23 protein-coding genes and 2 pseudogenes are annotated in these 18,313 nt (G+C 68.1%); 7 read left to right on the top strand and 18 right to left on the bottom strand.

The features are described 5' to 3' along the window. Window positions 1-92: 92 nt before the first annotated feature. The 3 genes from WMF22_RS22650 to WMF22_RS22640 all read right to left on the bottom strand — a co-directional run bounded on the left by WMF22_RS22650 (window position 93) and on the right by WMF22_RS22640 (window position 2,147). Window positions 93-953 (bottom strand): hypothetical protein, encoded by an 861-nt coding sequence (locus WMF22_RS22650; RefSeq protein ID WP_438036997.1) that lies wholly within the window; start codon window positions 951-953, stop codon window positions 93-95. Window positions 954-1,308: 355 nt separating this feature from the next. Further along, window positions 1,309-1,590, bottom strand: coding sequence for a hypothetical protein (locus tag WMF22_RS22645; protein ID WP_438036996.1), 282 nt, complete (start codon window positions 1,588-1,590; stop codon window positions 1,309-1,311). Beyond that, window positions 1,587-2,147, bottom strand: a complete 561-nt coding sequence (locus WMF22_RS22640) for an RNA polymerase sigma factor (RefSeq protein ID WP_438036995.1) — start codon at window positions 2,145-2,147, stop codon at window positions 1,587-1,589. The genes WMF22_RS22645 and WMF22_RS22640 overlap by 4 nt, the downstream gene beginning before the upstream one ends. A gap of 324 nt (window positions 2,148-2,471) precedes the next feature. Between WMF22_RS22640 and WMF22_RS22635 the strand changes: the two genes are divergently transcribed. Continuing rightward, window positions 2,472-3,374, top strand: coding sequence for a DUF4365 domain-containing protein (locus WMF22_RS22635; protein WP_438036994.1), 903 nt, complete (start codon window positions 2,472-2,474; stop codon window positions 3,372-3,374). Window positions 3,375-3,381: 7 nt separating this feature from the next. Beyond that, window positions 3,382-3,609: a hypothetical protein gene (locus WMF22_RS22630; protein ID WP_438036993.1), complete on the top strand. Its 228-nt coding sequence runs from the start codon at window positions 3,382-3,384 to the stop codon at window positions 3,607-3,609. Between the two features lie 10 nt (window positions 3,610-3,619). Here the strand turns inward: WMF22_RS22630 and WMF22_RS22625 are convergent, their stop codons facing one another. Next, complete coding sequence (locus WMF22_RS22625; protein WP_438032198.1) at window positions 3,620-3,766, bottom strand: hypothetical protein; 147 nt, start codon at window positions 3,764-3,766, stop codon at window positions 3,620-3,622. 515 nt (window positions 3,767-4,281) lie between these two features. On the opposite strand from WMF22_RS22625, the gene istA reads away from it, so the two are divergent. Both istA and WMF22_RS22615 read left to right on the top strand, forming a co-directional pair. Further along, window positions 4,282-5,769, top strand: coding sequence for an IS21 family transposase (gene istA / locus WMF22_RS22620; protein ID WP_438032199.1), 1,488 nt, complete (start codon window positions 4,282-4,284; stop codon window positions 5,767-5,769). After that, window positions 5,766-6,527, top strand: a complete 762-nt coding sequence (locus tag WMF22_RS22615; RefSeq protein ID WP_438032200.1) for an ATP-binding protein — start codon at window positions 5,766-5,768, stop codon at window positions 6,525-6,527. Before istA ends, WMF22_RS22615 begins: the two co-directional genes overlap by 4 nt. Window positions 6,528-6,636: 109 nt before the next feature. On the opposite strand, the pseudogene WMF22_RS22610 reads toward WMF22_RS22615, so the two are convergent. The 12 genes and pseudogenes from WMF22_RS22610 to WMF22_RS22555 all read right to left on the bottom strand — a co-directional run. Beyond that, window positions 6,637-7,053: pseudogene (locus tag WMF22_RS22610) on the bottom strand (recombinase family protein); the annotation flags it as partial. A gap of 78 nt (window positions 7,054-7,131) precedes the next feature. Then, window positions 7,132-7,353: a hypothetical protein gene (locus WMF22_RS22605; RefSeq protein ID WP_438036992.1), complete on the bottom strand. Its 222-nt coding sequence runs from the start codon at window positions 7,351-7,353 to the stop codon at window positions 7,132-7,134. A gap of 222 nt (window positions 7,354-7,575) precedes the next feature. Then, window positions 7,576-8,415, bottom strand: a complete 840-nt coding sequence (locus tag WMF22_RS22600; protein ID WP_438036991.1) for a hypothetical protein — start codon at window positions 8,413-8,415, stop codon at window positions 7,576-7,578. 205 nt (window positions 8,416-8,620) lie between these two features. Further along, the gene (locus WMF22_RS22595; protein WP_438036990.1) at window positions 8,621-9,124 is read right to left on the bottom strand and encodes a hypothetical protein; all 504 of its coding nucleotides are present in this window, start codon (window positions 9,122-9,124) and stop codon (window positions 8,621-8,623) included. Then, window positions 9,121-10,035, bottom strand: coding sequence for a hypothetical protein (locus tag WMF22_RS22590; protein ID WP_438036989.1), 915 nt, complete (start codon window positions 10,033-10,035; stop codon window positions 9,121-9,123). Before WMF22_RS22590 ends, WMF22_RS22595 begins: the two co-directional genes overlap by 4 nt. Further along, window positions 10,032-10,238: a hypothetical protein gene (locus WMF22_RS22585; protein WP_438036988.1), complete on the bottom strand. Its 207-nt coding sequence runs from the start codon at window positions 10,236-10,238 to the stop codon at window positions 10,032-10,034. Before WMF22_RS22585 ends, WMF22_RS22590 begins: the two co-directional genes overlap by 4 nt. Before the next feature lie 18 nt (window positions 10,239-10,256). Next, entirely contained in the window at window positions 10,257-10,580 is a 324-nt protein-coding gene (locus tag WMF22_RS22580; protein ID WP_438036987.1) for an aldo/keto reductase, read from the bottom strand. Between the two features lie 335 nt (window positions 10,581-10,915). Further along, entirely contained in the window at window positions 10,916-11,083 is a 168-nt protein-coding gene (locus WMF22_RS22575) for a hypothetical protein (protein ID WP_438036986.1), read from the bottom strand. A gap of 248 nt (window positions 11,084-11,331) precedes the next feature. Further along, window positions 11,332-11,481, bottom strand: coding sequence for a hypothetical protein (locus WMF22_RS22570; RefSeq protein ID WP_438037362.1), 150 nt, complete (start codon window positions 11,479-11,481; stop codon window positions 11,332-11,334). Window positions 11,482-11,557: 76 nt separating this feature from the next. Beyond that, window positions 11,558-11,638, bottom strand: a pseudogene (locus WMF22_RS22565) (Uma2 family endonuclease); the annotation flags it as partial. Between the two features lie 270 nt (window positions 11,639-11,908). Next, window positions 11,909-12,634 carry a helix-turn-helix domain-containing protein gene (locus tag WMF22_RS22560; protein ID WP_438036985.1) on the bottom strand — a complete coding sequence of 242 codons (726 nt, stop codon included), beginning with the start codon at window positions 12,632-12,634 and terminating at the stop codon, window positions 11,909-11,911. A 427-nt stretch (window positions 12,635-13,061) separates the two neighbouring features. Beyond that, window positions 13,062-13,544, bottom strand: coding sequence for a hypothetical protein (locus WMF22_RS22555; protein ID WP_437301095.1), 483 nt, complete (start codon window positions 13,542-13,544; stop codon window positions 13,062-13,064). A gap of 196 nt (window positions 13,545-13,740) precedes the next feature. Here WMF22_RS22555 and WMF22_RS22550 point away from each other — a divergent pair, with 196 nt between their 5' ends. Next, complete coding sequence (locus tag WMF22_RS22550; protein WP_438036984.1) at window positions 13,741-15,240, top strand: cytochrome P450; 1,500 nt, start codon at window positions 13,741-13,743, stop codon at window positions 15,238-15,240. 41 nt (window positions 15,241-15,281) lie between these two features. Continuing rightward, a complete protein-coding gene (locus WMF22_RS22545; RefSeq protein ID WP_438036983.1) occupies window positions 15,282-15,734 on the top strand; it encodes a nucleoside deaminase in 453 nt (150 codons plus the stop codon). A 23-nt stretch (window positions 15,735-15,757) separates the two neighbouring features. On the opposite strand, the gene WMF22_RS22540 is transcribed toward WMF22_RS22545, so the two are convergent. Further along, a complete protein-coding gene (locus WMF22_RS22540) occupies window positions 15,758-15,883 on the bottom strand; it encodes a hypothetical protein (RefSeq protein ID WP_437301092.1) in 126 nt (41 codons plus the stop codon). A gap of 122 nt (window positions 15,884-16,005) precedes the next feature. Continuing rightward, window positions 16,006-16,950: a hypothetical protein gene (locus WMF22_RS22535; RefSeq protein WP_438036982.1), complete on the bottom strand. Its 945-nt coding sequence runs from the start codon at window positions 16,948-16,950 to the stop codon at window positions 16,006-16,008. Window positions 16,951-17,148: 198 nt separating this feature from the next. Between WMF22_RS22535 and WMF22_RS22530 the strand changes: the two genes are divergently transcribed. Beyond that, window positions 17,149-18,225: an ABC transporter substrate-binding protein gene (locus tag WMF22_RS22530; RefSeq protein ID WP_438036981.1), complete on the top strand. Its 1,077-nt coding sequence runs from the start codon at window positions 17,149-17,151 to the stop codon at window positions 18,223-18,225. The last annotated feature ends 88 nt before the right edge of the window (window positions 18,226-18,313 follow it).

Raw genomic sequence — 18,313 nt, 5'->3', positions numbered from 1 at the left:
AAGGGACTGCACCCCATGGGGGGGATAGGGTGCACGCGGTGCACCCTATGGGGGGGGATAGGGTGCACCCTCTTGACGTCACCACAGGCGGCTCAGGGGTCGAGGAAATGGAAAGCCGCCCGAATCTCCGCGGGGCTGCTTCCGGAGTGCTTGAACTCGTCGCGCAGGAGCTGCTCGGCGATCGTTCGTCCCAACGACTCAGTGGTGTCACGCGCGAGGAGGTCGCCGATCGCGCACAGGGCTGCACGTACGCGCTCGGCGACCTGAGCCTGTCGCTTGAAGGTGTCGGGGTCGCTCGACAGGCTTTTGATCGCCGGGAAGTTGTGAACCATAAGCGTGGCGACCCTGCTGACTACTTCCTCGATCGTACATGTATTTGCCCTATATCGTTCGAGCTCAGCCTGGAGCAGGGCAGCGAGCATGTAAAAGCCACCGGAAATCTGCGAAATGCTGAGCGACCGTCCCATGGGATCTTCGAGCGGTAGGAACCCAAAGTGCCCGATCGATCCACGAGGCGGGCGAATACGCGCGCGTGCCCACTTTTCGGGCTCGCGCAGTGCCGCGGAATCGCCCTGCTCCACCGCATCGCACACCGCGGAAAGGATGTGGCATACGACTACTGCATCTTGATTAGCGTGCTGGAGCGCGAGGTCGTAGAATGCGCGCGTAGCCCTCTTCAGATCGGTCATCGCTGGGTGCAAGCCGGGTGGGGTTCGGATACGCTGCTCGCTTCCGTCGGACGTCTGTTTGACGACCACGGGCACGTCCACCGCGAGTTCGCCGGTAGCCTCCGCCTCTGCCGATGCCTCGATTTTCGCGGCCATCCACATCGCCATCTGATCGGGGTCGTCGAAGCGCACCTCTTCTGGGCCCACTCGGCGCCGCTTCACCTTGTCGCCACCGAGCTCGCCTGCCTTGCTCCTGCCTTTGCTTGCGCGTACCTTCTTCGCCACGGTCACCTCGCACGTGATCAATCGCGGCCGGGAGGCTCCACCCTCGCCGGCCGCATCCTTTCGAGCCTACAGCACGCGGGAGCGATGTCAGGGCCGCACGTCCGGGGAGGAGCTCCCCGGTTCCGTCGGCGGTGGCGGGGCTGAGACCGGCGGGCTGCGAGCCGCGCTTCTGCCGGGCGTGCGTGGGGGCGAGGCTCCGCGTAGCTCGCCCGGCATGCGCCGCCCGTGGAGCGCCTACCTGTCGTGCCGCACGAAGTGCCGCTCGATGGCGTCGAGGATCTGCAAGGCGCCGCGCGCTTCGGCGACGGCCTCGCGTTCGGCGCGCGTGCGGTCCTCGTTGCTGGCGGCGCCCGGCCTACTCCCAGGTCCGCCAGACCCGCCGCGTGCGGCGCTCCGGGCCCCTGCCGGCTGCGATGTCAGCGAGAACTTCGCCCGGGGAGCGGCGCTCGCGCATCGCGATCATGGCGATGATGCGGGTGAGCGGGACGCTTCGGTCGGTCCTGGCGGGCAGCAAGCCGTCGTCCCGCCACCCCGTCGCGTCGATGTAGCGGTCGATCTGCGCGGGCGTGATCGAGCGCGTGACGGGCTTCCCGGGCACGGTCACGCGCACGCGCCGCTTCGGGTCGCGGGGCTTCATCGGCGCCACCTCCTCAGCTTCAGCGCCAGGGCTTCGCGCGCGATCCTGAGCCTGGACGCCGCGGTGCTCGGGTTCATCCTGCGCCGCTTCGCGTACTGGACGAGCGACTCTGGCGAGTCGACGGAGAGCAGCGCGTCCCGCTGCCAGTCCGGAAGCTCGGCCATCGCGTCCAGCACCTCACGCGCCTCGATCTGCGCATGCATGTCGACGCCGACGGGCTCGCGGAGCAACCCGAGAGGCGAGGGATGGAGCACGGCGCGCCGCGCCCACGCGCTGTGCACGTAGTGCGAGGCGAGGCGCCAGGCGATGCCGTGGAGCCACTTCCGCAAGGCGTCGCGCGGCTTGTCCCGCGGGTCCGGGCGGTAGAGCCCACGGCGGACGGCGTTCCAGGCGTTCACGAGCACCTGCTGCTCGACGTCCGCGCGGTCGCGCTTCGGGATGCCGGCGAGCGTCGCCAGGACGATGCCGCGCTCGGCAAGGATCTCTGCCATCGAGGGGCGCTTCCTGGGGTGTCGTGCGGTAGGCGGGCGTCCGGCCCCCTTCCGCCGGCGCTTCACGCGCGCCTCCTGTGGTCCTCGTGGGGGAATCGCGGGCCGGCGGGCCCGTCTGCGGAACAGGAAGCGGACGGGCGAGCGGCCCGTTCTGAAGGCGGATCGGTTCCTTGGCCCGCCGGGGGGCGTAAGTATACAACGGACATGTCGGACCTCGGGTGATCGGGGTTCGGCCACGCCGCCCGGGGTGTTACCAGCACCCGCGGGCGGCACTTTGCTTGTCCGGCGAGCTTACGTGGTCAGCATGAGAATGGCAATCGATACCCACGCTCGGCGATGGGTGGATCGCACCGTCCGGGTTTCTGACAACGAGACGCTCGTCTCGTTGTCATGGGCTTGCACGTCTCCGATACGGTCGACCGTGCCATCTCACCCGGGATATGCCAGATGAAGCGGCCGAAAGCACACACGAAGGGCGCTCTGGGTGTCGCTGGCCTGACGAAGGCCTGCCTGGAGTGCGAATGGGCCTGTGATCCAGTCCTTTCGGACTACGGCGAGGACTTGATCGTTCAGACGACGCTCAATGAAGAGGTAGATACTTTTCGTACCCTGTTTCAGGTAAAGTGCACAGAGAAGATCCGCGCTCGCGGGAGCTCCTTCAAGTGGAGGATTCGCAGGGAGCACGCCCTAAGGTGGCACCGCAGTCGCGAGCCCGTCGTCCTTGTAATCTGGGAACTCGCGTCGGGCACGGGCTGGTTTGCGCTTCCACGAGAGCAGACGAGCGAGTTCGCACTGCTGACGTCAAGCCGCCGCACCGTGTCCGTTTTGTTTGAAAAGTCTTCGTGCATCACAAGACAGAAGCTTGAGCAGCTCGCATGGCGGCTGAGGCTCAAGCACTACGAAGAGCGCATGGTAGTGGCTCACGATGCCGACATGACGCGCTTAGAATTCGGGCAGAAAAAAAGCCCCGACGGTACCGGGTTCCAGAGCTCGTTGGCGGTAATCGCATTCGACCTCTTACACACGATTGGCATCATGCGGCGAGGAAAACTTGCGCCGGTAGTGTTAAGCAGGTTTGCGAATCTGCGTCGGCTCATTGCTTCCAGGGATCAAGCTCTACCTGTCGACGAGCGCGCTACCCCCGAGCACCTAGACGACATGGCAGCCACGCTCTTCGTGATTGCACAGATTCAAGAAGTGGCATCAACCGCTACGCCTACTGCACTCAGCACGCTCGCGGCTCATTACTTGCTCTTGTTCATCAAGCAGAGGAAAGGACGCAACTCGGTCTGATAAGCCGGTGCGGCTGCGCATCACTTGGTATGCGGACGCCGGCTGCGTCGGCCCCTGGTGCGCCGAGCAGGCGGCCGATGGTCTCGTGGGTGATGCGCGCCGCCTCGACGTCGCCCGCGGCGAGCGCCGCCGCAGCGAGCGCTACCCGCCGCGCCGGCTGCGCTCGGCGGCGAGGTCGATGATGTCGGTGAGCATCGCGTCCCGCGTCCGATCGGTGAAGACCGCGGCCCCATGATCGGCGGCGTTCACCGTTCACCGCCGGTCCCCACGCCGATCTGGGCCACGCTCGCCTCCGCGGCGTAGACGTTACGCCCGCCGAAAAGTCGAAGGCCCGAGGGCTGCCACCCTCGGGCCTTCTGGAGCTCCGCGTTGCCGGAGTCCCCCACCTTCATCACAAGCCGGGCTCCAGGTCCAGAAAGCGGCGTCATGGAGCCCGTTGCCTTCGTCCGCCTACCGCCTCGCCCACTGCGCCCGCTGCCGCGTCCAGCTTCGCCTCTGCCGTCGCTGCGATCGCGGCCAGCGCCTCTGCCCCGACTGCCGCCCGCTCCAGCGTCGTGAGTCGCTCCGCCGCGCCGGCGCGGCCTACCAGACGCAGCTTCGCGCTCGCCGCCTCCATGCCGCTCGCCAGGCCCGGTATCGGGACCGGCAGCGGGACAAGTTCTCCGCGCAGAAAGTGACGCATCACAGGGTGACACAAGCCGCGGCCGCGTCGATGTCCCAGCTCGCGCCGGAGATCACCCCCGGCCGAAAGGACAACAATGACGATTGGATCCGAGATGTCGGCCGCTGCTCGCTCTGCGGAGCGCGGCTTCCGCCCTGGGCCCTGCGCGAGCGGCGCGCTCGGTCAGCTGTTCACCGACGCGCTCCCCGCGTCCCACGAAGCCCTCCGCGGTGACGGGAGGCGGCGGTGATCGCGAAAGAGAAGGAGGCCGAGGTGCTGCGCCTCTACCACGGTGAGAAGTGGCCCGTGGGCACCATTGCCGCTCAGCTCGGGCTGCACCACACCACCGTTCAGCGCGTGCTCGGGCAAGCGGGCGTCGACCCGAAGGTCGTCGCGCCGCGCCCGTCGATGGTCGACCCGTTCGTGCCCTTCATCGTCGAGCAGCTCGGCAAGTATCCCTCGCTGCGCTCGAGTCGCCTCTTCGGCATGCTCAAGGAGCGCGGCTATCCGGGCGGTCCCGATCATCTGCGCCGAGTGATCGGTCGTCTCCGCCCCAAGAAGCCGGCAGAGGCATTCCAGCGGCTGCGCACGCTGCCCGGCGAGCAAGCGCAGGTCGACTGGGCGCACTTCGGCAAGCTGGCTGTCGGCCGGGCGCTGCGCCCGCTCTGGGCGTTCGTCATGGTGCTCAGCTACTCGCGGCGGATCTTCCTGCGCTTCTTCCCCAGCGCAGCGATGCCCTTCTTCGTTCGCGGGCACGTCGAGGCGTTCGCCGACATCGACGGCGTCCCGCGCGTGCTGCTCTACGACAACCTCAAGAGCGCTGTCGTGGAGCGTCACGGCGACGCGATCCGGTTCCACCCCATGCTCCTGGCTCTGTCGGCGCACTACCGCTTCGAGCCGCGCCCCGTCGCCGTCGCTCGCGGCAACGAGAAGGGCCGCGTCGAGCGCGCCATCCGCTACGTCCGCGAGGCATTCTTCGAGGCCCGGACCTATACCGATCTCGACGACCTCAACCGACAAGCGACCGAGTGGACCAGCTCCGCAGCGCTCGATCGCTCCTGGGTCGAGGACCGCGCCCGCACCGTGCGGCAGGCCTTCGACGACGAGAGCCGTGTGCTGCTCGGGCACCCCGACACGCCGTTTCCAGCCCATGAGCGCGTCGAGGTCGAGATCGGAAAGACCCCCTACGCGCGTTTCGATCTCAACGACTATTCTGTTCCCCACGACCGGACGAGCCGCACGCTCGTCGTCCTCGCCGACCTCGAACAGGTGCGCATCGCTGACGGCAACGAGATCGTCGCGACCCATGTCCGCTCGTGGGACCGCGGCCAGCAGATCGAGCAACCCGAGCACATCCAGCGCCTGGTCGACGAGAAGCGCCGCGCCCGCGAGCATCGCGGCCTCGATCGCCTCGCCCGCGCCGCCCGCAGCAGCCAGGCATTCCTGCGCATCCTCGCCGAGCGCGGAGACAACGTCGGCAGCGCCATCGCCCGGCTTCTGCACCTGCTCGACGCCGTCGGCGCCGCCGAGCTCGAAGAGGCGCTCGTCGAGGTGCTCGAGCGCGACACCATTCACGTCGGCGCCGTGCGCCAGGTGATCGACCGCCGGCGCTCCGAGCGCCACCTGCCGCCTCCAGTCTCGATCCCCGTCACGCGCGGCCAGCACGCCGCCCTCGTCGTCACGCCGCATTCGCTCGCCACCTACGACGCCCTGAAGAAGGACCCGACGCCATGACCGATCTAACGCCCACCGAGACCAAGGCCCGCCTGAAAAGCCTCGGCCTGTTTGGTCTGCTGGCCTGCTGGGAGGAGCTCGCCGAAAAGCCCTGGCTTCGCGAGGTGCTCGCCATTGAGGAGCGCGAGCGCCAAAAACGCAGCCTCGATCGCCGCCTCAAAAACTCCCGCGTAGCCGCCTTCAAGCCCATGGCGGACTTCGACTGGTCCTGGCCCAAGAAAATCGACCGCGAGGCCGTCGACGACCTCTTCGCTCCCGGCTTCCTCGCCACCGGCCACAACGCCGTGCTCGTCGGCCCCAACGGCGTCGGCAAGACCATGATCCTCAAGAACGTCGCCCACCAGGCCGTCGTCCGCGGTCACACGGTCCGCTTCTCGACCGCGAGCGACATGCTTGCCGACCTCGCCGCGCAGGAGTCCTCGGCCGCGCTCGCGCGCCGGCTGCACCGCTACACGGTTCCAGCCCTTCTTTGCATCGATGAAGTCGGCTATCTCTCCTACGATGGCCGCTACGCCGACCTGCTATTCGAGGTCGTCACCCGTCGCTACGACGCGCAGAAGCCGATCCTGCTCAGTACGAACAAGGCCTTCTCCGACTGGGGCCAGGTCTTTCCGCACGCCGCCTGCGTCGTTACGCTCGTCGACCGGCTCGTGCACCGGGCCGAGGTGATCGAGATCGAGGCCGAGAGCTACCGGCTCAAGGAAGCCAAGGAGCTGAGTGCCATCCGCACCAAGCAGCGCCGCACCAAAAAGCACTGAGCGGCCTCTTCACCGGTGAACTTCACCGGCGTCGGGTGCGGGTTTCACCGGCACCGGGCGCGGATTTCACCGGTGAACTTCACCGAATCTCCGCGGATTGCCGCGATCATCAACAGATGACGCCGGCTGCGTCGATACCCGTAGACCCGCCCCCTGCGACGTGACCGTCGCGGTGCTTCCTGAGCAGGTGCTCCTTGGTTCGGCTGCGGATGCGTTCTCCCTCGACGTCGCCCGGAGATTCGCAGTGGCTCAAGCAAGAGCGGTCCATGGCGGTGTCGACCTTGACCTCGCGCCGGTCGATGTATGTCCACAGCTGGGCACCAACCTCCCGCAGCTCTTCAACCCAGAGGGGCACGCGCGCTGCGTGGCCACCGATGCGCGTGAGGTCGCGGCACACAACCGCCGCGAATCGCCCCTCCTCGGCAGCGGCCTTCATCGCGAACCATCCGGGCCGCCACTTGAACTCATCGCGGCTGATACCGGCGTCTTCGAAGGCTCCCACCACCGTCCAGCCCTGGGTCGCGGCGAACGCCTCGGCAGGCGCGTTGGACCTCGAGCGAGTCCTGCTGCTCGTCGGTGGACTTGCGGAGGTAGAGCGCCACTTTCACGACGCGCCTCCGGGCAACAGCTCCGCGAGAACCAGGGCGGCGAGGCGTCGCGAGAACTCGGCACGGGCCTTCTGGTCGGGTTGCGCGGCGGGCTCGGGCGCTTGGGGGTCGTCCCACTTGTCGCTGGTCGGGTCCACGCTGGCACGCCAGCGCTCGAAGCCGCGCGGTTCGGCAGCGGCCGAGTTGCCTCCAGCGGGCGCAGGTGTTCTCTTCTTCACGTCGAACCTCCACTCAGGTTTGGCCATGCCCCGGGGCGGGTACCAACCGTCGCCGGGGCGTTCCTCGCGCGCGCGTCTTAGGCCCGCATGGAGCGCGGCGCCGGGCGCCGCGTGGTGATCAAATTACGGGGCTGACGCATTCGCGAGCAACCGAAATCGGCTTGTTTTAGCGATGTTTATTGCGTTCGTTCCGTTTGTTTGAACACCAATTATTGCCATCGATCAACGCGAACGCTTCCATGTTCGGTGGGCCCGCTTCGCTGACTCGCCCCATGGGACACCGCGCGGCAGCTCCGCGGTGAGCAGCTCGGGCACCGTCCGCACCCAAGGCGCCTGGTAGCTGTCGGATTCATCAACGAGGCTGAGCAAGCGGACGTCCGAGGTCGCGAGGAACGCGGGTGCGGCAATGCACCCGAGCATGCCGACGTCCTCGATGTCGTTCGGCTGCGGCTGCTTCCCCTGGTGACGGGCCGCGCGGATGATGAGCAGGAACATCACACGCAGCTGCGCGTCGAAGCGCTCCGGCCTCTCGTGGTAGTGAGAGCCGAACCTCAAGAGCGAGCGCTTCAGCATCTCCGGCTCTGGCACTGCCGCCGCGGCCGGGTTCACCTCGCGCGCCCACATCTCCTGCAGGCTCTCGACCCACTGGTCGGCGAGTTCGTTCAGTCCCTTGTCGAGAAGCTCGCCGATGCGGTGGAAGGCTGCGTCACATATGCCGCGTCCCAACTCGTAGACGAGCCGGTCGCGTAGCTTGGTGCTTCGCGCCCGGTGTTCGGCCGCGAACCGCTTCCGCGCCGCCACGTTGAGCGCGTTGGCTTGCTGCCCGAGGTGCGCCGGCCCAAGCACGAAGGGCAGCTCCGGGTCGAGGCGCGGCAGCACGCGAGAGATCGGGCCGAACGCTTTGCCTGGGGCGCCGTCGCGCAGCGCTGCAGCCCACGCCTCGGACACGGCGAACATCGGCAGCGACACGGCGAAGCCGCGGGTGCGGAGCGCGTCAACGTCACCCGCTGAGGTGGAGCGCAGCACGCAGGTGTCGAGCACCACGCGACGGACGACGCTCATGTTGCACCGCCTGCTTCACGCAACCACCGCCGACGCTCCCGCTCCGCGCCCGCTCCCCAGGGCACACCTCTCGGCAGCGGCGTGGTGAGCAGCTCGCGGAGCGTGCGCACCCAGGGCGCTTGGTAGCTGCCGGAGTCGCGCACGTCGCTGAGGAGCCCACGGTCCTCGGTTGCGAGGAAAGCCGGCGTGGAGACAGCGTCGAGCATCAGTTGGTCGTCATGGGCTTCGTGGGATCGATCGTTGAGGGCGTGTTCCACAACTCTTCGAGGGTGCGCTTGTACGACTCGCGTTGGTCTTTGAATCCGCTGACAAGGTCGCGGTAGAGCGCGAACTCGTCGTCCGACATGCTGCTCTCCAGGACGCGCAGCAGCTCCGCGCGGACGGCACGTCCTCGCGGCCTGTGTTCGCCTGCGAAGAGGCGGGCGATGTGCGGCGGTACAGTCCCCACCTCGCGCGCCTGGTGCCCTCCCGTGACGACGAACGGTTCATGTTCGTCGAGGCGCGGAAGCGCGCACCGCAGCGCCGCGAAGATCAGCCCCGGCTTGTCGTCCCGGACTGCCCTCGACCAGACCTCCATCATTCCGAACACGGGCAGCGAGATGACGAACCCGCGTGTACGCAGCGCTTCAAGGTCGGCAACCGACGCGCCGCGCAGCACGCTCGGATCCAGGACTTCGCGCCGGACACCGGTGGCCTTGGAGCCGCTCATCGCAGCTTCCGGTCCAGCAAGTCCGGCGACGTCAGCGTCCCAGTTGCGTCCCAGTGGTCGAGGTCGGCGAGGGCCGCGCGTACGGCGTCGCAGTCGTACTCGGAGACCAGCTCGACGAGACCTGCGCGGTCTGGAACACGGAGGTCGTCTTCGAACGAGAGGGCATCGATCGTGCGCTGTTGGAACGCCATGTAGACCGCGTCCGCCTTGCCACCTTGGCGCGCCTTGCACTCTTCGCGTGCGGCGAAGATGACGTGGTGCACTAGTCGGTAGCGCGCCAGTGAGACGAAGTACGCGTCGGCTCGCGTGATGTCCTCGGCGCTGATGCCGAGCGCTTCGAGCCGCGCTCTGAGGGCACCGCGCAGCTCGAACTTCTGCGACCAAGGCATCGCGCCGAGGATAGCCGTGCGCGCAAGGACGTCGAGCGCGACATGTGAAGTCGCCACGGCGAGCTTGCGCATCTCGGCGAGCGACTCGTCGATCTCCTTCACGCGCGCGTCGACCTCAAGTGCCGCACCGTGCGCCGCTTCTGCCTTCGCATCGGCTACCTTGGCGGCCTTGTTGGCGCGGGTCGCGGCGGCGTTCGCGTTGTCGACGGCCGGTCGGGTCTCGAAGGTGACGAGCTTGCTCGTCAGCTTCTTGATGCGGTCGAAGCGCACCGCGATGAGCGCAACGACGACGCCGGACACCGCGACCCCGAGCACCTTGTAGTCGGCGGCTCGGTAGACCCAGAGCACCGCCGCTAGGAGCACAACCAGCCCAAGGTGTGCGACGACCGACGCACGGTCGGTCGGCTGCTGGTCGATAGGCTCGACGTCGTCGACCGGCTCGCGGGGCGCGGGCGTCTTGCGGGGGCGCTTGGTGATGGCCTTGGTGTCGCCAGCGGGCGGCTGTGCCTTCTCGTCGCTCACTTCGAGCTACCCTTCTTCGCGCGCGGCGCAGGCATGTCGGCGAGGTACGCGGCGAGCGCCTCGCGGATGACGTCGCCGCGGGTGAGGTCGCCGCCGGTGGGTGTGGTCTTGCCCACGCGGTAACGGTCGACCTTGGCGACGAGCGAGACGGGCAGCCGCACGGCGGCCTGGTGCGTGGGTTCGGACGGCGGGGGACGGGCCATGCTGGGTCTCCTTGGTGGTCAGGACCCTGGGTCCCCGCCGCAGTAGAGGCAGTCCGACCGTCTAACCACGACCCCCATGTTACCTTGTTGTCGGGCGCCGCGAGAGCCCGCTGGCTCGGCGCTCTCACCGGAGCTCGTGCATGCAAGCGCCGCCCCGGCGCGGTCGAAGACGGGCATGTTGCCGTACACGTCGGCGGTGTCGAAAAAGTTAATGCCGAGGTCCAGTGCCGCCGCCACGACGGCGTCGGCGTCCTGCGAGCTCGGGGCCACCCCGAAGGTGGCCGTGCCCATGCAGACCTTCGAGACGCGGACGCCGGCCGGACCGAGGACGGAGTACTTCATCTGATAGTTCCCTTCAGTAGGCTTCGGACCGGGCCGGGCCGCGCACGCGATCTGGCGAGCCGCCATCGGCGATCAGTGCCGCCTCCACCTCCTAACCGTTCGGTTAGATTTGAGCAACGTAACCGCCCAGCCAACGCCATCGTGATCCCCCGTGCGTCGCCGGCTACCTGTTCCCATCGCGACGAAGGAGGAAGCGATGGCGACGCGGGCGGAGACCGGCTCACCGGACCCGGGTCGTGGACCGACGCCGCCCCGCGCCCAGCATCGTCGACCCCGGCGATCGTCGCAAGAGGTCGCGCCCAGGGCGATGGCTGGGCGCCTACCTCCAGCCGTCGCTACCCGCCGCGCCGGCTGCGCTCGGCGGCGAGGTCGATGACGCCGCCCGCGTCGGCGCCGGGCGCGCCGAGCAGGCGGCCGATGGTCTCGTGAGCGATGCGCGCCGCCTCGACGTTGCCCTCGGCGAGCGCCGCTCTCATGCCTTCCGCGAGCTGGCGGAGCAGCACCGTCCGCGCGTCCTCCGGTTTCGTCCGCGATTCGTCCGGCTCACGAGGTTCCGCGCACTTAGCCGCCGCTGTCTGCCTCGTCACCTCGCCGTCAGCATGCGGAAGCCTACGTGATTCCTGCGGATCTCGACGCGTTTCCAGGGTTCGAATCCCGCTGGGGACGCAATTCATTAATAATTCCAATAGCTTGGCGATGCGCCGAGCGTCGGCTGGAGGTTCAGGTAGATGCCGCACGAGGTGCGGCAACGCTACTGGGCCTTCGGGTCTCCGAGCGCTCCTTCTCCGGATTCAGGACCGAGCAGCTCCACCTCGCTCCAGAGCGCGTCGAGATCGAGCGAGAGTCCCTCCAGGCCGGGAACACTGCCCACGATCCCGTCGGCCGCCGAGCGCGCGTGCACGTAGCAGCGATCGGTTCCTGGCTCGAGGAGGCTCGAGCGTCCTTTCCTGCGGGTCGATGATCCAATACCAGCGCACCCCGAAAGACGCGTACTCGTGGAGCTTCTCGACACGGTCGCGTCGCGCGTCCCGCGGGATAGGGGAGACCACCTCGACCATGATGTCGGGCGAGCGTTGAACGACCTCCGGCTCCTCTTCCTCTTCCACGAGCCGCTCGCTCTTCCACGAGCCGCTCGTCGACGAGCTCACCCGGTTCAGCTTCGCGGGTGCCGAGCCGAAAACGCTGTGCGACTCCGGACCGAAGGGCATGAGGAGGTCAGGAAGAATTCGTGAGCTTCTCTTCCTGCCATCCCGCCTTCATGTTGATGCTCTCTGGCTCTCAACCTGATTGCAACGCGCCGCGACGATCTCGTGCGTGAGTGGAATCTTCTACTCTGCGAGCGCGGCGTCGGCGGTCTGTTCCATCTCCGCAGGGCTGGTGGGCCTCGCAGCTTTCACGCGCTTGAAGGGCCGGATCCCGCCGGACGAGACGAGGCTGTACTCGGCGCCCCTCGCTGTCCCGGCTCTCGCGACGCGGCCGCGAGCGACGAGCGCGCGAAGCGTGACGTACACGCTCCCGTTCGGTAGCCCGCTGCGCGTGGCGATCTCCGTCGCCGTCCCTCGCACGAGCGCTCGAACGGTTTCGAGCACCACAGCCTCCCGATCGCTCGTGGAGGCCCCCGTCGCGGTCATCGTGCCAGCCGTGGTTCGGTCCGCGCCGGATGCCGGTGCCGAGGTCGTCCTCGTGGACGGTGCCGTCGTCGAGGAGCTTGACGCTCCCGAGAGCGCGCCCTGCTTCGCCACGCTCCTCGTAGGCTTCGCCACGCTCCTCGTAGGCTTCGCCACGCTCCTCGTAGGCTTCGCCACGCTCCTCGTAGGCTTCGCCACGCTCCTCGTAGGCTTCGCCACGCTCCTTTTGGCGTGCGCGGGCTGCTTCCGGGGCTTCGGACGGCGCTCCGAGGAGGCGTTCGCCGCTGGCCGTCCCAGATCGGCCAGCATCGTCGTCACAGTCCGGTGCGCTGCGGCGCGGTGCTCGTCCTGAACTCGTTCGACCAGGCTCAGGATGTCCTTTACAAAGCGGTCCACCCGCTCCTTGATCGCGTCCGAGGCGTTCATGGGGAGCGCCTTAGTAGCACGAACGCTCCGACAGTCGAGAGCTTGCAAGCAAGCTGGGCCGGTCCGGGCGACCGGGTGGTGTCGACTACGTGCGCGAGGAGCCGGATCCCGAAGACCATCCGCGCACGCCGCGCCGGCAATGTCTCCGGCAACGTCGAGCGCGCGCTCGGGTAAGGCCCCGCCGAGCGGACTCGCCAGGCGCGCGGGAACAGGCGTCCGGTCAAATGCCGCTGCCGCGCGCCTCCCGGCACCCGCTCACGCCATGCAGGCGAGGGGAGCGGAGAAGGCCACCCGGGCATCCTCGGGGTGGCGGTCAGCATCGAGCGCAGGCCACCGATGCGCCTCTTCGCCTCGGCCGCCGTGCAGCGGACCTCGTGTCTTCTCCCCCGGAGGCTCGCTCCCGCCGCGGCGATCCAGCGAGGCGACGTCACTGACACGCGTTCGGCGCGGCGGTGCAGTTGCCGAGTGCCGCGCACACATAGGAGCGCGCGCACGTCTTGGCGTCATCCTGAGAGTACGCCACGACGTGCTGGGTCGACCTCCCGAAGGGACTGGTGACGCATATCGCGTGCGTTCGCGCCACCCCCGCCGGGGCGAGCCGAACCCCCTGGAGCGCGGCCCTCGCGGCGGCGCATCCCAGCGCCTCCACTTCCGAATCTGCGAAGACCACGAGGCCGGGGCCCGCGCAGCGCGTGTCCGACAATGCGGTGTTGAACGTATAGGTGTTCGCCCCACGGCAATCGGCGAAGCTCGGTTCGCGCGTCCGGGGAGCGCCGTCGCGAACCCCGCTGGCATCGCTCCGTCCGTCCTCGGCAGAGCTGCCGCGGGCCGAAGGCGATCCGCTCGCGGGGGTGATGGTGAACAGCAAGAAGGCGCTCCAGGCACGCAGCGCCGCTTCGAGCGATCTCATGGATCTTCTCTTATCATAATCGCCCGACCGAGCTCGCTCAAAAGTTCAGTGTTGGCACGTTGCACGTTGGTTGGCATATCTCGGGTTAGTACAGGTTGGCACATCTCGTGCCGCACCGCAGGGCTCGTGGCATTCGGCTCTTCTCTTGACAGTGGTCGTAACGCTCGCTCCCATCGAACATTGGAGTCACCATCCCATGCAAAATACATCTCGATCGCAGGTGGATAGCAGCGCTTTCCAGCCGCTCACCGGCCGCACCCGGCGGAAGATCGTGCGGGCGCTCGTCCGTGCCGAGCCCCGGTCCAAGGGGGCGGGGCCGCCGCGGCTGGGGGCGATCGTGCCGGGCATCGGCACGGCGATCGCGCTGCTGGCCGACCCGACCGAGCTCCAGCGCGCAGGCCATGAGGCGCTTGGTGATGTATTTACCCTATCGCTGTTCGGGCTGCCGCTCACGTTCGTCGGCGGGAAGGACGCCACACAGCGCTTCATCGACGCGGGTGAAGAGCTGAACCTCGTGGACGCGTACCGGCGGCTCGCCGGCAGGATCCTCGGCGAAGACCTCTTCGTCGAGATCCAGCCCCACGTGCTCCGCGCGCTCTCCGGCGCGTCCGTGCGTCGCCAGAGCGGCCCCCTCGCGGATTTCACGGCGCGGTTCCTGCGCGCACGGCTCGCTGGCGGCGAGATCGACGCGCTCGCGCTCGCCAACGACCTCGTACTGCACATGGCTTGCCGGTTCGTCTGCGGCGACACCATCTCCGAGCCGCTGTGCGACGAGCTCGCGCGCCAGTTCCACATCCTCGAGAGCGAGCTGAACCTCACGGGCTTCTTCCTGCCCATCGAGACGCCCTCGGCGAAGCGCCGCAAGCAGGCGCGGGAGCGCATCCTCTCGATCTTCATGAGCGAGGTGCGGCGCGTGGCGGCCGAGGGCAGCGCTGACCCGGAAGGTTATCTCCATGCGGTGATCAAGAGTTCCCTCGGGGACGAGCCCACGGCCGCGACGCCCGAGCAGCTCCGCAATGCAGCGCTCGCCGTGATGGGCGCGGTGCTCGGCGCGCACACGAACACGGCCATGAGCCTCGCCGCGAGCCTGTCGGAGCTGCTCGAGCACCCGCGGGCGCTCGCCGCGGTGCTCGAGGAGCAATCTCGCGTCCTCCAGGATGGGCAAGCCCTCGATCTCGGCGCGCTCTGCCGCATGCCGGTGCTGCTCCGCTCGATCAACGAGTCGCTGCGCCTCCATGGCAACGGCGGCCTCTGGCGCCTCTCGCGGAGGCCGGTGGAGCTGGGCGGCCACCTGATCCCGGCCGGCAGCCTCATCGGGATGTCGATGGGGCTCGTCAACGGCGATTCGTCGTTCTACCATGATCCGTCTCGTTACGAGCCCGATCGGTATTGCGATATGAAGACGGACGCCTTCCAGAGCCCCGCAGTCAAGGAGCGGCGGTTTGGCGCGTTCGGGCTCGGCCATCACCTCTGCCCTGGCCGGACGCTCGCCTACACGATGTTGGGAATCGCGCTCACCGTGCTCCTGCGCGACTTCCGGATCGAGGTGCTTCGCCGGCCGCGCGCATGGCTCGACCTCATGATGGGCGGCATGGCACGCCCGGTCGGTCAGCTCCGTCTCCGTGTGACGCCTGTGCGCCGCGCGCCCGCAGGCGTGATCTCGCGCTCGAGCTCGGTGAACGGCGAGGTCGGTTGACCATGACCCATCCAGCAGACGACCCCCTTGACGCTGGCTTCATGCAGCTCGCCGTGGACGCCTCGAGCGACGCCCTGCGCGCCGGCAACATGCCGTTCGGCGCCGTGCTCGTTCAAGGCGGCCAGGTGCTCCAGGTGAGCGGCAACCAGCGGCGAACGGCCAACGCAGGGCGGGGCGACTGCACCGCTCACGCCGAGGTGGTGTTGTTCCGCGAAGCGACGGCGGCGCACGGCCCGGAAGCGCTCGCGGGCGGCACCGTGTACGCCAGCGGGGAGCCTTGCGCCATGTGCTCGGGGGCGTTGTTCTGGGCGGGGGTGAGCCGCATCGTCTACGCTGCCAGCACGCCGGACATCATCGCGGTGCTCGGCGGGCGAGCTCTGCCGGTGCGTTGCCACGAGGTGCTGGCGAACGCCTCGCCCGCCGTGCGCGTGGACGGGCCGATCCTGCGAGAGGCCGCCGTGGCGCTGCTGCGGAGCGCCGTGGAGCGGTCGTAGCCCGCTCCACGCCCGACAGGCCATCACCCTGCCCGCGCGGCGCCCTTGCCGATCTCCACGATCCGCGCCGCCAGCCGTTCGGCCGCCGGAGGCAGCTCGGCGCCGCGGCGGGTGACGCGCCGGTAACACACGGTGCCCAGCTCGGGCACGGGCCGCAGGATCACCCCGCGCGGGGGCGCGCCCGCGGGATCGGGCCGAAGATCGGCGCGAAGCGCGAGCGTTACTGGAAGGAGACGCGCGGGTCCTCGCGGGGCGAGCGCGACGTATCCGCTCAGAATGCGATCGTGGAGTACGGGCAGCGCTTCTTGATCTCGTCCACGTCGCACGCCTGAGGTGGCATGCAGTTGAACGAGGGCGGGCAGCTCGGGTCCTGCTCGCAGCCGCAGCCGCACTCGTTGGAGACGTAGGTCAGGCCTCCGGTGCAGGCGAAGTCGATGAGCGTGCACTCCTCCGGGCTGGTGCTCACGTACTGGCGCCACCACTCGCTCGACGGGTCGCAGCCGCAATAACGCTCGGTGCAGGCCACGCCCCCGCCGGCGGTGCAGGTGCAGGTGTTGCAGCCGTCGAAGGCAGGGAAGCTGTCGCCCGGCTTGTACTCCACGCCTCCATACGTGCAGCCCTCCGGGCAAGCCACGTCCGTGCACACGATTTCGCCGTCCGCGTTGCATGTGCAGCTGTTGCAGCCGTCGTCCGGTGGGACCGGCGCCCCCGCCGCGTAACCGATGCCGTCTCGTTCACAGCCGTGACACGCGATCTTGGTACAGCCGACGCTCCCGGAGCCCGAGGGATCGCAGGTGCAGGTGTTGCACCCGTCGGACGCCGGGAAGGACTCACCGGGCGGGTAGGCGAGCCCGTCGTAGATGCAGCCGCCGGTGCACTCGATCAGCGTGCAGGCGACGTTCCCGTCCTCCATGCAGAAGCAGCTGTTGCACCCGTCCCCGGCAGGGAACGACTCGCCCGGCGCGCGGGTGACCCCTCCCCACGTGCACTCGGCGATGCACGCCATATCGGTGCAGGCGACGTTCCCGTCCTCCGTGCAGGAGCAGCTGTTGCACCCCTCCTTGTCACGAAATTCGTCGCCGGGGCTGTACTCGACGCCGTCGTACTCACAGGTCGTCCAGCCGAGCGGCCCGCAGCCCGCGAGCGCGCCGGAAAGGGCGATCGCGAGCGAGAACACGGGGCCGAGATGAAGCCACGTCGGTCGAAGGTCTGTCATTGGATTCGCTCCTGTGCCAAAGAGTGCCATGGCCGCGCGTGGAAAGATCCCGAGAAAGGCGCGCGGTTTGATGCAAGACGGCGTTCAAGAAAGACCTGTGCCAGGCACGTCGAGGGCCACGCGTTCTGACGCATGCGCCAGTTCTTCGGCAAGAGGAGAGGCTTGTATTCTAACGGATGATCGTCTAATATAACGGATATGACTGCTCCGCGTCCCCTCCCTGCTGACCTGCTCCGCGCCGCGTTGCGTGTCGTCCACCTTTTCGCCCTGCTGGTGTCGTGCGGCGCGGTGGGCTGCTCGCGCGACGACGCTCCGCGTGCCTCCGCCGCCGGACCGGAGGGCGAGTTCGAGACGCTCGAGCTCCGCTATCAGGGCAACAACGGCACGGTGTCGCCGATCGAGCTCGCCGAGGATCTCGGTTACCTCGCGCCGATCCGCCTGAATTTCGTCGGCAGCACGGTGAGCGGCCCGCAGAGCGTGCAGGCCGTGGTCACGGGCGACACCGACTTCGGCGGCGCCTTCAACGGCGCCATCATCAAGCTGATCGCGGCCAAGGCGCCCATCCTCGCCGTCGCGGGCTACTACGGTGTCGACGAGCACCGCCAGAGCGGCTTCTACGTGCTGAACGACAGCCCGCTGCGCACCGCGCGCGATCTGCTGGACAAGACGATCTCCATGAACACGCTCGGCGCTCACAGCGAGTTCATGGTCAAGGAATTTCTGTCGCGGGGCCAGCTCGCGCCGGAGGAGGCCCGGCGCGTCACGCTGCTCGTCGTTCCCCCGGTGAACGGCGAGCAGCTGCTCCGCGAGAAGCAGGTCGACGTGGCGACGCTCGGCGACATCTACCGCGATCGCGCCCTCGAGCGCGGCGGCATTCGCTCGCTGTTCTCGGACTACGAGCTCTACGGCAAGTTCACCGCGGGCAGCTACGTGATGAAGACGAGCTTCATCAAGCAAAACCCCAAGACCGCGCGGCGCTTCGTCGAGGCGACGGCCAGGGCCGTCGAATGGGCCCGGGACACGCCGCGCGAGACGGTGGTGGCGCGCTGCATCGCGCTGATGAAGAAGCGCGGTCGGAACGAGGAGGACTCGGTCATCAAGTTCTGGCGCAGCTACGGCGTCGCCGGCAAGGGCGGCCTGATCGCGGAGCGCGATTTCCAGGTCTGGATCGACTGGATGGTCAAGAGCGGGGAGCTCAAGCCGGGCGAGATCTCCCTGAGCCGCGTCTACACGAACGAGCTCAACCCCTACGCGAACGAGCAGGCCGCGAAGTAGTCGGGGTCGGTCGCCCCCTGGCTGCGTCAGGGCAGCGTGCGGGGCTTCCAGAAGCCTTCGAGCTTCTCCTCTCTCAGGACTTGATCGA

The organism is Sorangium sp. So ce204 (assembly GCF_051526795.1).
Lineage (GTDB): Bacteria > Myxococcota_A > Polyangia > Polyangiales > Polyangiaceae > Sorangium > Sorangium cellulosum_B.
Note: the sequence above shows the minus strand (reverse complement) of the source record. Positions and strands in the feature narration are given on the sequence as shown.